The sequence below is a fragment of the Streptomyces sp. NPDC047002 genome (genome assembly GCF_040704505.1).
Taxonomy (GTDB): domain Bacteria; phylum Actinomycetota; class Actinomycetes; order Streptomycetales; family Streptomycetaceae; genus Streptomyces.
The window spans coordinates 588,511-602,733 of record NZ_JBEYWC010000001.1 but is presented as its reverse complement, the minus strand read 5'-3'; the positions used below and the strand labels follow the sequence as shown (position 1 = coordinate 602,733).

Sequence of the window (14,223 nt, the reverse complement as noted above, 5' to 3'; positions counted from 1 at the left end):
GGCGGCCCAGGGGCTCACGGCGCGGGGTGCGGGCGGGATGCGCGCCCCGCGCCCGCGGGCGGTGCGGCGGGGAGGGATGCCCCGCCGCACCGCCCGTACGCGTGCCGTGCCCCGAACGGCGGAAAACGGCGGAAACCGGACGGTTGTCCGCTGTCCCGTGTGGCAGGCTCTCCGCAGGCCGGGGCCGCCGCGGTCCCGGCCCGCAGCCCACCGCTGCCGGACCCGGGAGGCACCCCGATGGACTTCGGACTCGTCCTTCAGACGGACCCGCCGGCCCGCGCCGTCGTCGACCTGATGCGCCGGGCCGAGTCGGCCGGCTTCCGGTACGGCTGGACCTTCGACTCCGCCGTGCTGTGGCAGGAGCCGTTCGTCATCCACAGCCGCGTGCTCGCCGAGACCCGGCACCTCGTGGTGGGCCCGATGGTGACCAACCCGGCGACCAGGGCCTGGGAGGTGACCGCGTCCACCTTCGCGACGCTCAACGACATGTACGGCAACCGCACGGTCTGCGGGATCGGCCGCGGCGACTCGGCGGTGCGCGTCGCGGGCCGCGCCCCCGAGACCCTGGCCAGGCTCGGCGAGGCGATCGGCGCCATCCGCGACCTCGCGGAGGGCCGTGAGGCCCGGGTGGACGGGCGTGCGCTGCGACTGCCCTGGGTGCGCGACGGCCGCCTGCCGGTGTGGATGGCCGCGTACGGGCCGCGGGCGCTGGCGCTCGCGGGGCGCGTCGCCGACGGGCTGATCCTCCAGCTCGCCGACCCGTATCTGGCGGAGTGGATGATCGGGGCGGCCAGGGCCGCGGCCGCCGAGGCGGGCCGCGACCCGGCCGCCCTCACCGTGTGCGTCGCGGCCCCCGCGTACGTCGGCGACGACCTGGCGCACGCGCGCGAGCAGTGCCGCTGGTTCGGCGGGATGGTCGGCAACCACGTCGCCGACCTGGTCGCACGGTACGGCGCGCGCTCCGGCGCCGTCCCCGCCGAGCTGACCGACTACATCGAGCAGCGGCAGGGCTACGACTACGCGCACCACGGCAGGGCGGGCAACCCCTCGGCCGACTTCGTGCCCGACGCCGTCGTGGACCGCTTCTGCGTGCTGGGCGACGCCGCGGCCCACCGCGCGAAGCTGCGCGCCCTCGCGGACCTCGGCGTCGACCAGTTCGCGCTCTACGCGATGCACGACGCCAAGGAGGCGACCATCGACGCGTACGGCGACCTGGTCGTCCCCGTGCTCGGCTGACGGGTCGCCCCAACTCGCCTGCCACGCACGCCTCATGAGGCTCTCGGCGGGCTGCGCGCTTGCACCCGCCGGGGCCCGGGTCAATATCGCCTGACCAGAACTTTGCTGTTAGGAACGCCACGTAGGCGACTGCTCGCAAAGAGTGTGGGTACCCCGTCGGCACGGGAAGTGGTTCCCTCAGGCAACCTTTGCGACGGAAACGAGGTGCACCATGTGCGGCATCACGGGATGGGTCGCGTACCAGCGTGACCTGACCCTCAACCGCGCCGAAGTCGACGCGATGACCCAGACCATGTCCTGCCGTGGCCCTGACGCCTCCGGGACCTGGCTCGACCACCACGCGGCCCTCGGCCACCGGCGGCTCGCGGTCATCGATCTCCCCGGCGGCGCCCAGCCCATGACGGTCCGGACGCCCGAGGGCGACGTGACGATGGTCTACTCGGGCGAGGCGTACAACTTCACCGAACTCCGCGAGGAACTGCGCGCGGCGGGCCACCGGTTCGACACCGACTCGGACACGGAGGTCGTCCTCCACGGCTACCTCGAATGGGGCGACGCCCTGGTCGACCGGCTCAACGGAATGTATGCGTTCGCAATCTGGGACGCGCGCACCGAGCGACTGGTGATGATCCGCGACCGGATGGGCATCAAGCCGTTCTACTACTACCCGACGGACGACGGCGTCGTCTTCGGCTCCGAGCCCAAGGCGATACTCGCCAACCCGCTGGTGTCGCCGGTCGTCGGCGCCGACGGGCTGCGCGAGCTGTTCTCGTTCCTCAAGTCACCCGGCGCCGCCGTCTGGGAGGGCATGGCCGAGGTCAGGCCGGGCGAGATCATCACGCTCGACCGCAAGGGGCTGCACCGCCGCACCTACTGGCGGCTGCGGTCGGAACCCCACACCGACAGCATCGAGCAGACCGTCACCCATGTGCGGGAGCTGCTCGACGACATCGTCAAGCGGCAGCTCGTCGCCGACGTGCCGCGCTGCACCCTGCTCTCCGGCGGGCTCGACTCGTCGGCGCTGACCGCGCTCGCCGCACTCCACCTGGCACCGGCGGGGGAGACGGTGCGCAGCTTCGCCGTGGACTTCCCCGACCAGGAGAAGCACTTCCAGGCGATGGACGTCTCGCCGACCCAGGACACCCCCTATGTGCACGCCGTCGCCGAGCACCTGGGCAACGCGCACCAGGACATCGTCCTGGACGGCGCCGCGCTCTCCGCGCCCGCCGTGCGGCGGGCCGCGGTCGGCGCCCGGGACCTCCCGGTCGGCATCGGCGACCGGGACAACTCGCTCTACCTGCTGTTCTCCGCCGTACGGAAGCACTCGACCGTCGCCCTGTCGGGCGAGTCGGCCGACGAGGTCTTCGGCGGCTACCCGTGGTTCCACGACGAGCGCCGCGAGGCCGACACCTTCCCCTGGATGGCGGGCGGGCCCTCGCTGATGGGGGACGCGCGCCAGGTCGACCGCGAACTGGCGCAGACGCTCGAACTCGACCGGTACGTCGCCGACGCCTACCACGCGGCCGTCGCCGAGACCCCCACGCTCTCCGGCGAGACCGGGCTCGACGCCCGCATGCGCGTCGTCAGCCACCTCCACCTGACCCGCATGGTCCAGCTGCTGCTCGACCGCAAGGACCGGATGAGCATGGCGGTCGGCCTTGAGGTCCGGGTCCCGTTCTGCGACCACCGTCTGGTGCAGTACGTCTTCAACACCCCCTGGTCGATCAAGACGTTCGACGGCCGGGAGAAAAGCCTGCTGCGCGCGGCGACCCGCGAACTGCTGCCGGACGTCGTGGCGAACCGCAAGAAGAGCGGCTACCCCGGCACCTTCGACCCGAACTATGTGACGGCCATCCAGGACCAGGCCGCCGAACTCCTCGCCGACGACCACCCGGCCGTCGGGCTGCTGGACCGCGAGGTCCTGCGCGGCGCCACCGCGGCGGCGCCCGAGGACATCACCCAGCGGCAGCGCACGGTCCTGGAGCGCGCGCTCGACCTCGGCGCGTGGTTCGCCGCCTACAACCCGACGATCCGCGTGTGAACGGCGTGACGACCGGGGCCTGAACCCCCGGCGGCCCGGTGGGGCGGTACGGACGCGGAGGTGCAGGCCGCGGCCCGCAGCGCAGCCCACGGGACGTGAACCGGTGCCCCGGCCCGCGAAGGGCCGGGGCACCGCGGGCGTCACGGCGCTTCACGGCACGCGGGCGGTCCACTCCGGTGTGGCGAACTTCGTGCGGACGAGTCCCTCCGCGCGCGCCCGCTCCGCGTCGGTGACTCCGCCCGCGGTCAGTCCGTACCGGTCCCGGAAGGAGCCGATCATGCGGTCGATGACCTCCTCGCGCGGCAGCCCGGTCTGCCGGCGCAGCGGGTCCACCCGCTTCTTCGCGCTGCGGGTGCCCTTGTCCGAGAGCTTCTCGCCGCCGATGCGCAGCACCTCGGTCATCCTGTCGGCGTCGATGTCGTACGCCATCGTCACGTGGTGCAGCACGGCGCCCCGCCCGTCCACGATCCGCTTCTGCGCGGCCCCCGCGACCTTCCCCACCTCGGTGGCGATGTCGTTGAGCGGCTGGTACCACGCTGCCACGCCCATGTCGTCGAGCGCGCCGAGCACCCAGTCGTCCAGATAGCGGTAACTGTCTGCGAACGTCAGCCCCTTGACCAGCGACTCGGGCACCGAGAGCGAGTACGTGACGGTGTTGCCCGGCTCCACGAACATGGCACCGCCGCCCGAGATCCGCCGCACCACCGCGATGCCGTGCCGGCGCGCGGCCGCGGAGTCGACCTCGTTGCGCAGCGACTGGAAGCTGCCGATGACGACGGCGGGTGCCGCCCACTCCCACACCCGCAGCGTCGGCGGGCGCCGCCCGGCCGCCACCTCGGCGGTGAGGACCTCGTCGAGCGCCATGTGCAGGGCGGGCGGCTGCGGCGGCTCGTGGACGAGCTGCCAGTCGTAGTCCCGCCACTCGGTCGCCTGGGCGAGCGCACGGCGCACGGCGACGGCGACGCCCTCCGTGGTGAGGCCCAGCATGCGGGTGCCTGCCGGGAGCGCGGCGTCGATCCTGGCGGCGAGGCCCGCCGCGTCGGTGTCGGCCGGCGCGCCCTCCAGGGCCGCGTCGACCGCGTCGAGCGCCTCGTCGGGTTCGAGGAAGAAGTCACCCGCCACCCGCACCCCGCGCAGCGCCCCTTCGGCGCTGTCGAGGTCCACGACGACGAGTTTCCCGCCGGGCACCTTGTACTCACCATGCATGGCCATGCCTCCACGTTCCAGCAGAACCGAACCAGGCGCCCTCCGGGATCATTCCGTCCGCGCCGCCGCGGCCGGTCGCGCACGGCCCCTCAGGGCCGCGGCCGGTTCCTGAGGGCGAAGTCCAGGGTGTCGAGCAGCCACGCCCAGGAGGCGTCGGCCGAGCGCGGAGTGTGCCGGAAACCGCCCTGCGCCTCCAGCGTCACATAGCCGTGGAAGGTCCCGTGCAGGAAGCGGATCGCGTCGGTCTCGTCGGGCTCCGGCAGTCCGTAGCCCCGCAGGACGGCGCGGGTCAGCTCGGAGTGGCGGGGTGCCGCGCTGCCCGCGACCGTGCGGATGTCCAGCTCGAAGCGGGCCGCCGCGTACCTGCCCGGGTGGCTGAGCGCATAGCTGCGGTAGGCGTCGGCGAACGCCACCAGCGCGTCCCTGCCGGCCCGCCCCGCCACCGCGGCGGCGGCCGCGTCCGCAAGCTCCTCCAGGGCGAGCAGCGCCACCCGCTCCTTCAGCTCCCGGGCGTTGCGGATGTGCGCGTACAGGCTCGGGTCCCGGACGCCCAGCCGCCTGGCGACCGCCGAGACCGTCAGGTGCTCGAAGCCCTCCTCGTCCGCCAGCTCCGCCGCCGCCCGGGTGAGGCGCTCGGGGGTGATGCCCGCGCGTGCCATGGGGTCTCCCGTCCGCTTCCTAATCGATTAAATATTTTGCCTAGACATATTAGGCGAGTTAGCCTCGCTCCTCATGCGATCCCTGACAGAAACCGAGATCCGTGCGTCGTTCGTCAATTGCTCCAAGGGCGAGGTGAAGCGCATGGACATGCCGCCGGACCTTGCCGAGCGCCCGTGGGACGATCTCGACTTCCTGGGCTGGCGCGACCCCGGAGCACCCGAACGCGCTTGTCTGGTGGCCGATCTGGACGGCCGGCTGCTCGGCCTCGCGCTGCGCTCGTCCTCCGGCGCCGCACGCGGCTTCACCGCGCGCAGCATGTGCTCGCTGTGTGTGACGACCCACACCGGAGGCGGCGTCGCGCTGATGACGGCGCGCAGGACCGGCGAGGCGGGACGGCAGAACAACACGGTCGGCCAGTACCTCTGCACCGACCTGGCCTGCTCGCTCTACGTGCGGGGCAAGAAGCGCACGGCGGCCGGGCGCGGCCTCGACGAGACCCTGTCCCTCGACGCCAAGATCGCCCGTATCCGGCGCAACCTGACGGCCTTCGTCGGCCGGGTCACCGCCTGACCGGCCACGGGGGCCGTGCGGCCCGGCCGGCGCCCGCCCGCAGATGTGCGGGCCGGGGCGGCCGATCGCCGCACGAACCACGGGCCCGCCGCCGCTGCACAACCTCCTGCCGGACGATGTACGGCAGCAGTCCCACGGGCAGAAACGATCAGTAAGCTCGCCGGGGAAAATCCGTACATCCGAGCAGGAGTCGTGCCCGTGCCCGCTGAAATTACGGAGGCGGAAGCCGTCGGCTTCGCCCCTGACGAGATCGACCAGAACGCACCGACACGTGCCGCCCGCCTCAAGTGGGTCGTCGTGGTCGACGAGAGCCTCCCGGGCGGCCGCGCGGTCAACGCGGCGGTCTGCGTGGCAGCCGCCACAGCGGACGCGGTCGGCGGCCTCCTCGGCGACGCCGCCGTCGACGCCGACGGCAGCGCGCACCCGGGGCTGCCCTGGGCAGGCTGCACCGTGCTCGCCGCCGACGCCGCGACCCTGCGCGCGGTGCGCGACAAGGCGGCCGCGGCCCCCGGCACCTTCGTCGCCGACATGCCGGCGGCCGCCCAGCGCACCCGCGTCTACGCCGACTACCTCGAAGAGGTCGGCGCCGGCGCCGCGCTCGACTACTGCGCGGTGAGCGTCGTCGGCCCGCGGGGCCGCGTCGACAAGCTGGTCAAACGGCTCCCGCTGCTGCCGTGACCACCGTTCACGGCGCCGCGGGCCTGCCCGCCGTGTAGAGCCAGGTGCGAAGCAGCGGCCCGAGGCGCCTGCTCGAGACCCGCTCGCTCAGCGCGACGAACTGCGCCGTCGTCCCGTGGCCGTAACGGTGCTCGCCCGCCCAGGACTTGAGGATGGCGAAGAAGTCGCGGTCGCCCACGGCCGTACGCAGCTCCTGGAGCGCCATCGCGCCGCGCGTGTACACCGGGGAGGCGAAGATGTGCGCGCCGTCGCCCGGGTCGGCCGTGGGGAACGCCCACAGGCCGCTCGTCGCGGGCTGCGCGTAGAAGCGGTCGAACGCCGCCTGCGCGGTGGGGCCGCCGTGCTGCTCCTGCCAGAGCCACTCGGCGTAGGTCGCGAACCCCTCGTTCAGCCAGATGTCCTGCCAGCTGGTCAGGCTGACGGAGTCGCCGAACCACTGGTGCGCCGTCTCGTGGACGACCGTGCCGATGTCGGGCGCCCGGTCGTACAGGGGCCGCGACTGCGTCTCCAGGGCGTAGCCGACGTCGTGCGCGTCGTCCACGATCGCCCCCGCGGCGGAGAACGGGTACGGGCCGAACAGCCTGCTCTCCCAGTCCAGTACGTCAGGGATCCGCGCGAGCGCGGGCGCCGCGTCCGCGGCCTCGCGCGGATCGACGGCGTTGTACACCGGGATGCCCGAGCGCGTGGTGGAGCGCGTGACGTCGAACTTCCCCACGGTGGCGGTCGCGAGGTAGCTCGCCATCGGCTGGTCCTGCCGCCAGCGGAACGTCGTGCTGCCGCCCGCTGTGCGCTGCCCGAGGAGCACGCCGTTGCAGACCGCGGTGTACCCGGCGGGCACGGTGACACGGAACGCGTACGAGGCCTTGTCCCTGGGGTTGTTGTCGGAGGGGAACCACGACATGGCGCCCTGCGGCTCCCCGGCGACGAACGCGCCGTCGTCGGTCGCGATCCAGCCGTCGGCCGAGCCGTCCGGATCGGTGACGTACTGCGGCACGCCGCCGTACCCGACCTCGACGCGGAAAGCGGAGCCCGCGCGCAGCCGGCGGGCCGGGGTGACGACGAGCTCCTGGCCGTGCCGCGACCAGTGCGCGGTCCGCCCGTCCACCCGTATGCGGCTGACGGTGAGGCCCGACAGGTCCAGGTCGAACCTGCCGAGGTCCTGCGTGGCGCGCGCGGTGACCACGGCGTCGCCGGCGAGGTGCCGGGTCGCGGGGTCGTAGCGGAGGCCGAGGTCGTAGTGGCCGACGCGGTAGCCGCCGTTGCCCGACAGCGGGAAGTACGGGTCGCCCTGGCCGGGCGCCCCCGCAGGGCCGGGGGCCGCCGCGTGGGCCGGGCCCGACGACAGGACGAGCGCGGCGAGCGCCAGGGCCGCGGCGGCGGCGCGGCCGGCCCTCGCGGGGCCGCGGCGCGGGCGGCGGGCGGTGCGGACAGCGGACACGTGCACTCCCGTACGGGGTGGAGAGGCCGACGGACGCGGCGCGAAGGCGGCAACCTTAATCCGGTCGACAGGGACAGGACAAGAGCGGCCAGGCGCCCTGACCTCGCCCGACCGCCCGGCCCCCGCACACGGCCCGGATCACAGCAGCACGGGCAGCGCGACGAGTCCGCGCACGAGGCGGGTCGGGCGCCTGCACAGCTCACGCGGCGGCACGGCGAGCCGGATGCCGGGGAAGCGGGCGAGGACCGAGCGCAGGACGATCTCGGCCTCGGCGCCTCCCGCACCGGCGGGCCGGCCTCGCGGCGGCGGGCCGCGTGCGCCGGGTCAGCAACAGGCGCAGCCCGGCCCGCAGCCGGCCGCGGGGGCGGAGACCGCCCCGAGCGGCGGGCAGCAGGCGTCGCCGCGCCAGGCGTCGCGTCCCTCCTTGACGGCGACGGCGGCGATCACGAGCGCCGCGGCCGGGTCGGCCCACCACCAGCCGACGAGGCTGTGCGCGAGCAGCCCCACCAGCAGCACGGCCGACAGGCAGGTGCACAGCAGGGTCTGCCGGGAGTCGGCCACCGCGGAAGCGGAGCCCAGTTCGCGCCCTGCCCTGCGCTGCGCCGTGGAGAGCAGCGGCATGACGACGAGGGACACGGCCGCGAGCACCGTCCCCGTCAGGGAGTGCCCCGCGGTGTCCGCGCCGGTGAGCGCGCGCACGGAGTCGAAGGCGACATAGGCGGCGAGCGCGAAGAACGACCACGCCGTCACGCGCAGCGCGGTGCGTTCGCGCGCCTCGCGCACGGCGTGCTCGGAAGCGGAGAACTGCCAGGCCACCGCGGCCGCGGAGGAGACCTCGACGACCGAGTCGAGGCCGAAGCCGACGAGGGCGGCGGACGAGGCGGCGGCGCCGGCCGTGAGCGCGACGGCCGCTTCCACGACGTTGTAGGCGATCGTCGCCGTGACGAGGAGCCGCACCCGCCGGGTCAGCGCCTCGCGGCGGGCGGTGGGCACGGCGGCGGGGGAGGCGGGGGAGGCGGGCGCGGCCATCAGCAGCAGCCCTCGGTCTCCGCGGCGGCGCAGGTGCGGTCGGACTCGACGGCGACGACGGCTGTGCGCAGCGCGTCGAGCGCCTGCCCCAGGCGCGCGTCGGCCAGCTCGTAGCGCGTGCGGCGCCCGTCGGGCACGGCCACCACGAGGCCGCAGTCGCGCAGGCAGGCCAGGTGGTTGGAGAGCCGGGAGCGCGAGGTGCCGATCGCCTCGGCGAGTTCGGAGGGGTGCCGGGGCGCCTCGCGCAGGGCGAGCAGCAGCTGGCAGCGGATCGGGTCGGCGAGTGCCCGGCCGAAGCGCGCGAGCACCTCGACCTCGGGGGCGAGCGTCAGCATGGCAACGACGGTACACGAAACCTTGAATTCAGGAAACCGTGAACCATCCGACAGGTGCCCCGGCTCGGCCCCGCATGGCTGTGCGCGGCGACCCGCAGGGGGTGCCGCGCACAGTCCGGTCGGCGGGGTGGTGCCGAGGGGGGAGGTGTCAGTGGGCCGTGCCCAGCTCCTCCTCCTCGATGCGGCTCTCCTCGCGCGCCTCCTCGATGTGTTCGAGGACGCGGTTCTGCGGCAGCTTCACCCGCAGGGCGATCAGGTAGACGATCGCGGCGAGCGCGAGGTTGACCACGAAGCCCCAGCCGAGCCCGATCCAGCCGAGGCCGCCGTCGTAGTCGCCGACCCAGCTGATGATCGCGAGCCCCACCAGCCACGGCATGACCCAGGTCGCGCCGGCCTTCCAGTCCATCTTCGGGGCGCTGCCCTTGTCGAGGATCTCGAACGCGGCGAGGAAGACGAAGCCGATGCCGATCGTGGCGAACAACTTCCAGTTGGTGTTCCAGCCGGCCCAGTACACGATCAGGTTCGCCGAGTACAGCGCGAGGAACGGGATGACGTCCCCGCCGGGCACCTTGAACGGCCGCTGGTGCTCGGGTATCTGGCGCCGCATCGCGGCCAGCACGACCGGGCCCGAGCCGAAGGAGAGCACCGTCGCCGAGGTGATGAACCCGACCAGCTCCTGCCAGCTCGGGAAGGGCAGGAACACGATCAGGCCGATGACGAACGTGACGATCAGGCTGACCAGCGGCGCACCGCGCCTGGTCGCCTTCGCCAGCCCCTCGGGCGCGTTCTTGTTGCGGGCCATCGCGTACGAGATGCGGGCGGTCACCGTCGTGTAGATCAGGCCCGTGTCCGCGGGGGAGATGACCGCGTCCACGTACAGCACGTACGCGAGCCAGCCGAGGCCGATCGCGCTGGAGATGGCCGCGAGCGGGCCGAAGTCGTTGGCGAAGGCGAGGTTGAGCCAGCCGTGCGAGGACGTCAGGTCGTGCTTGGGTACGGCGCCGATGAAGGCGACTTCGAGGAGCACGTAGATGACGCCGGTCAGCAGCACGGAGCCGATCACGGCGAAGGGCACGTTGCGCTTCGGGTTGTCCGTCTCGCCCGCCAGCTCGACGCCCTGCCGGAAGCCGAGGAACGAGAAGGTGATACCGGCCGTGGAGATGGCGGTGAAGATGCCCTTGGCGCCGCCGGGCGCGAAGCCGCCGTACTCCTTGGCGCCGAAGTTGTGCCCGTGGAACGCGGTCACCAGGAACGCCACGATCACCACGAGGATGACCACGAGCTTCCACCACACCAGGACGTTGTTCACCCGCGCGAACCACCGGATGCCGTAGTAGTTCAGCGCGACGAAGAACGCCATGGCGAGGACGGCGATCACATAGCCGAGGCCGGTGAGCGTGTAGGCGCCGTTCGCCGGGTGGTAGTCGGTGAAGTGGGCCCACTTCGTGGCGTACTGGAGCGCGCCCTCCACCTCGATCGGCGCCACCGTGGCCGCCGCGATCCAGGTGATCCAGCCCATCGTGTAGCTCGCGAAGGAACCGAACGAGAGGTGCGGGAAGCGCACCACCCCGCCCGACAGCGGGAACATCGTGCCGAGTTCGGCGAAGCACAGCCCGATCAGGACGATCATCACCGCGGCTATCGCCCACGAGAATATGGACGAGGGCCCCGCGAGCTTGGCGGCGTTCAGGGCACCGAAGAGCCAGCCGGAGCCGATGATGGATCCCACGCCGGCGAACAGCAGGCTGACCCGGCCCATGTCCCGGCGCAGCCGCGGCTGTTCCGCGCTCCCCTCCGGCGGTTTCTCAATCGTGGTCATGCGTTCTTCTCTTTTCCCTGTGCCTGACTGGCCTGCGTGCGGCTCTCATCCCTACACACTCATCCGAGTCGGGATCAAGTCTCTGACCTGGGATTTCCCTGATGGGGCGACTCGGGACGGCGTGGCGGGTTTCATGGTCGGTTGCGCCTTTTCGCCCATGGATCCGCGCATGATCCGGGAGCTTCTGCCCCGGGCCCGGGCGCACAATCTCTCGATCGGGACACGGTCGTGCCACGCGGAGGACACGTCTTTGCCTTCCGCCCCTGCGCCCGGTTCCGCACCCTCCCGGCCGCCGCCTCGGACGGCAGCCCCGGCCGCGCTGTTCCGCTTCCGCCCGCGGTACGGACGCGGGGCCGGGCGGACCCTGCGGGTCGATAGGCTGCCGACCGGCCCGTTCGCGTCCCGCCGAGGGACGGGACGGCCGGGTCGCGGCCGCGGCCTCCGGGTCCGTCCGCGGCCCGTACGACGAGAGGCGAGGTGCACAGCGCATGTTCACGACCAGGCCGACCCTGCAGGGCACCTTCGGCATGGTGGCGTCCACCCACTGGCTGGCCTCCCAGAGCGCGATGGCGGTCCTGGAGGGCGGCGGCAACGCCTACGACGCCGCCGTCGCCGGCGCCTTCGTGCTGCACGTCGTCGAGCCGCACCTCAACGGCCCCGGCGGCGAGGCGCCCATCATCCTCGCCCCGGCAGAAGGGCCCGTGCGCGTGGTGTGCGGCCAGGGGGTGGCGCCCGCGGGCGCCACCGCCGCGCACTACCGCTCCCTCGGCCTCGACCTGGTGCCGGGCACCGGCCCGCTCGCCGCCGCCGTGCCCGGCGCCTTCGACGCCTGGATGACCCTGCTGCGCGACCACGGCACCCGGAGCCTCGCAGAGGTCCTCCGCTTCGCGATCGGCTACGCCGAGGACGGCCATGCCCCGGTCGAGCGGGTGGGCGCCACCGTCGAGACCGTGCGCGAGCTGTTCGAGACGGAGTGGACCACCTCGGCCGACCTCTACCTGCCCCACGGCCGCGCGCCACGCCCCGGCGAGCTGTGGCGCAATCCGGCGCTCGCCGCCACCTGGCGGCGGCTGACCGCCGAGGCCGAGGCCGAGGGCGGCGCCGACCGCGCGGCCCAGATCGACGCCGCCCGCCGGATCTGGCGCGAGGGCTTCGTCGCCGAGGCGATCGTCGCCCAGGCCGCCCGGCCCACCATGGACACCACGGGCGAGCGCCACACCTCCACCCTCACCGCCGCCGATCTCGCCGGCTGGTCCGCCGCGTACGAGGAGCCCGCCACCTACGAGTGGGACGGCTGGACCCTCTGCAAGGCGGGCCCCTGGAGCCAGGGCCCTGTGCTGCTCCAGCAGCTCGCGCTGCTGCCGCCGCGCGCCGCCGACCTGCCCGCTCACGGCTCGGCCGACTTCGTGCACCGCCTCGTCGAGGGCACCAAGCTCGCCATGGCCGACCGCGAGGCCTGGTACGGCGACGCCGTCGACGTCCCCCTCGACGCCCTGCTCTCCGAGGAGTACAACGCGGGCCGCCGCGCCCTTGTCGGCGCGTCGGCCTCCCGGGAGCTGCGGCCCGGCAGCCCGGACGGCCGCACCCCCGCGATCAGCGCGCACGCCACCGCCGTCGCCGCCGGCGGGGCCGGGCACCTGCCGCCGCCCCTGGCGGGCGTCGGCGAGCCCACCGTCGCGAAGGACGGCACCACCCGCGGCGACACCTGCCACATCGACATCGTGGACCGCTGGGGCAACATGGTCTCCGCCACCCCGAGCGGCGGCTGGCTCCAGTCCAACCCGGTCGTGCCCGAACTCGGCTTCCCCCTCGGCACCCGCCTCCAGATGGCCTGGCTCGACGAGGGACTGCCCAACTCCCTGACGCCGGGCCGCCGTCCGCGCACCACCCTCAGCCCCTCGCTCGCCCTGCGCGACGGCGTGCCCGCCCTCGCCTTCGGTACCCCGGGCGGCGACCAGCAGGACCAGTGGCAGCTGCACTTCTTCCTCGCGCTCGTCCTGCGCGGCCGGGTGCGCGGCGGATACGACCTCCAGGGCGCCATCGACGCACCCAACTGGCACACCGACGCCTTCCCCGGCTCCTTCTACCCGCGCGGGATGGTCCCCGGATCGCTCACCGTCGAGGGCCGCACCGACCCGGAGGTCGTCGCCGAACTGCGGCGCAGGGGACACGAGGTGACGGTCGGCGACGACTGGTCGGAGGGCAGGCTGTGCGCCGTCGCACGCGACCCGGGGACCGGGGTGCTGTCCGCCGCCGCGAACCCGCGCGGCATGCAGGGCTACGCGGTGGGCCGCTGACGTGCCGGGCTTCCGCGTCCCCGCGAGCGGCGCAGTCGAGGCGGTGGTCAGGGCCGCGGCGGCCGCCGAGATCATGCCGCGCTACCGGCAGTTGTCGGCCGACGACATCTCGGAGAAGAACGGCCCGCACGACCTGGTCACCGTCGCCGACCGGGGCGCCGAGGCCTATCTGACGCGCGAGCTGACCGCGCTGCTGCCCGGCTCGGCCGTGGTCGGCGAGGAGACCGTGCACGCCGACCCCGCCGCGTACGACGCGCTGGAGGGCGACGCGCCCGTGTGGATCGTCGATCCCGTCGACGGCACCCGGGTGTTCGTCTCCGGGCGGCCGGACTTCTGCACGCTCGTCTCGCTCGCCCGCTACGGCGAGGTGCTCGCGTCCTGGACGTACGCCCCCGCGACCGACCGGATGGCCGTCGCGGTGCGCGGCCGGGGCGCCACCCTCGACGGCGCCGCGCTGCGGCCGGGGCCGCCCGAGCCGGGACGGCAGCTGCGGGTCTCCATGTCCCACCCCGACTACACCTCGCCCGGGCAGAAGCGGGCCCTGCTCGGCCTGGAACGCTCCGGTGCCACGACCCGCGGCAGCGGCTCAGCCGGCCTCGACTACCTCGCCGTCGCCACCGGCGGCCTCGACGCCGTCGCGTACAGCTGGGAGTACGCGTGGGACCACGCGGCCGGGCTGCTGCTCGTCACCGAGGCGGGCGGCGCCCACCTCACGCTCAGCGGCGAGCCGTACCGCATCACCGGCGGCAACGCCCTGCCGTTCACCGCGGCCCGCACCGAGGCGACGGCCCGGCACGTGCGGCGGATCCTGCTGGGCGGCTGAGCGGCGGGCGCCCCCTGCGGGACGGGGAGGCGCCCCGGTGCCGGAGCGCCCCCGCGGCCGGGCGCGGGGTGCGCCGGGCCGTACCGCTGCC

The 14,223-nt window shown here is 73.7% G+C and carries 12 protein-coding genes and 1 pseudogene; 6 read left to right on the top strand and 7 right to left on the bottom strand.

Going from position 1 to position 14,223, the window contains the following annotated elements:
* The first annotated feature begins 237 nt into the window (after positions 1-237).
* Positions 238-1,236 (top strand): TIGR03842 family LLM class F420-dependent oxidoreductase, encoded by a 999-nt coding sequence (locus tag AB0910_RS02665; RefSeq protein ID WP_366742641.1) that lies wholly within the window; start codon positions 238-240, stop codon positions 1,234-1,236.
* A gap of 211 nt (positions 1,237-1,447) precedes the next feature.
* Positions 1,448-3,277: an asparagine synthase (glutamine-hydrolyzing) gene (gene asnB, locus AB0910_RS02660; RefSeq protein WP_366742640.1), complete on the top strand. Its 1,830-nt coding sequence runs from the start codon at positions 1,448-1,450 to the stop codon at positions 3,275-3,277.
* A 150-nt stretch (positions 3,278-3,427) separates the two neighbouring features.
* On the opposite strand, the gene AB0910_RS02655 is transcribed toward asnB, so the two are convergent.
* Positions 3,428-4,483 carry a biotin/lipoate A/B protein ligase family protein gene (locus AB0910_RS02655; protein WP_366742746.1) on the bottom strand — a complete coding sequence of 352 codons (1,056 nt, stop codon included), beginning with the start codon at positions 4,481-4,483 and terminating at the stop codon, positions 3,428-3,430.
* An 89-nt stretch (positions 4,484-4,572) separates the two neighbouring features.
* A complete protein-coding gene (locus AB0910_RS02650; RefSeq protein WP_366742639.1) occupies positions 4,573-5,142 on the bottom strand; it encodes a WHG domain-containing protein in 570 nt (189 codons plus the stop codon).
* 73 nt (positions 5,143-5,215) lie between these two features.
* On the opposite strand from AB0910_RS02650, the gene AB0910_RS02645 reads away from it, so the two are divergent.
* Together AB0910_RS02645 and AB0910_RS02640 are read left to right on the top strand one after the other, a co-directional pair.
* Positions 5,216-5,713, top strand: a complete 498-nt coding sequence (locus tag AB0910_RS02645) for an FBP domain-containing protein (RefSeq protein WP_366742638.1) — start codon at positions 5,216-5,218, stop codon at positions 5,711-5,713.
* Positions 5,714-5,911: 198 nt separating this feature from the next.
* Complete coding sequence (locus AB0910_RS02640) at positions 5,912-6,391, top strand: DUF2000 domain-containing protein (RefSeq protein ID WP_366742637.1); 480 nt, start codon at positions 5,912-5,914, stop codon at positions 6,389-6,391.
* A 7-nt stretch (positions 6,392-6,398) separates the two neighbouring features.
* Here the strand turns inward: AB0910_RS02640 and AB0910_RS02635 are convergent, their stop codons facing one another.
* The 5 genes and pseudogenes from AB0910_RS02635 to AB0910_RS02615 form a co-directional block, all read right to left on the bottom strand.
* Complete coding sequence (locus tag AB0910_RS02635; RefSeq protein WP_366742745.1) at positions 6,399-7,757, bottom strand: M1 family metallopeptidase; 1,359 nt, start codon at positions 7,755-7,757, stop codon at positions 6,399-6,401.
* Positions 7,758-7,967: 210 nt separating this feature from the next.
* Positions 7,968-8,102: pseudogene (locus tag AB0910_RS02630) on the bottom strand (cytochrome P450); the annotation flags it as partial.
* Positions 8,103-8,153: 51 nt separating this feature from the next.
* Positions 8,154-8,858, bottom strand: a complete 705-nt coding sequence (locus tag AB0910_RS02625) for a cation transporter (RefSeq protein WP_366742636.1) — start codon at positions 8,856-8,858, stop codon at positions 8,154-8,156.
* Positions 8,858-9,193 (bottom strand): metalloregulator ArsR/SmtB family transcription factor, encoded by a 336-nt coding sequence (locus AB0910_RS02620; RefSeq protein WP_366742635.1) that lies wholly within the window; start codon positions 9,191-9,193, stop codon positions 8,858-8,860. The genes AB0910_RS02625 and AB0910_RS02620 overlap by 1 nt, the downstream gene beginning before the upstream one ends.
* Positions 9,194-9,341: 148 nt before the next feature.
* Positions 9,342-11,012 (bottom strand): APC family permease, encoded by a 1,671-nt coding sequence (locus tag AB0910_RS02615; protein ID WP_366742634.1) that lies wholly within the window; start codon positions 11,010-11,012, stop codon positions 9,342-9,344.
* A gap of 488 nt (positions 11,013-11,500) precedes the next feature.
* Between AB0910_RS02615 and AB0910_RS02610 the strand changes: the two genes are divergently transcribed.
* A complete protein-coding gene (locus tag AB0910_RS02610) occupies positions 11,501-13,309 on the top strand; it encodes a gamma-glutamyltransferase (RefSeq protein ID WP_366742633.1) in 1,809 nt (602 codons plus the stop codon).
* Position 13,310: 1 nt separating this feature from the next.
* On the top strand, positions 13,311-14,132 hold the full coding sequence (locus tag AB0910_RS02605) for an inositol monophosphatase family protein (protein ID WP_366742632.1): 822 nt from the start codon (positions 13,311-13,313) through the stop codon (positions 14,130-14,132).
* Positions 14,133-14,223: the final 91 nt, after the last annotated feature.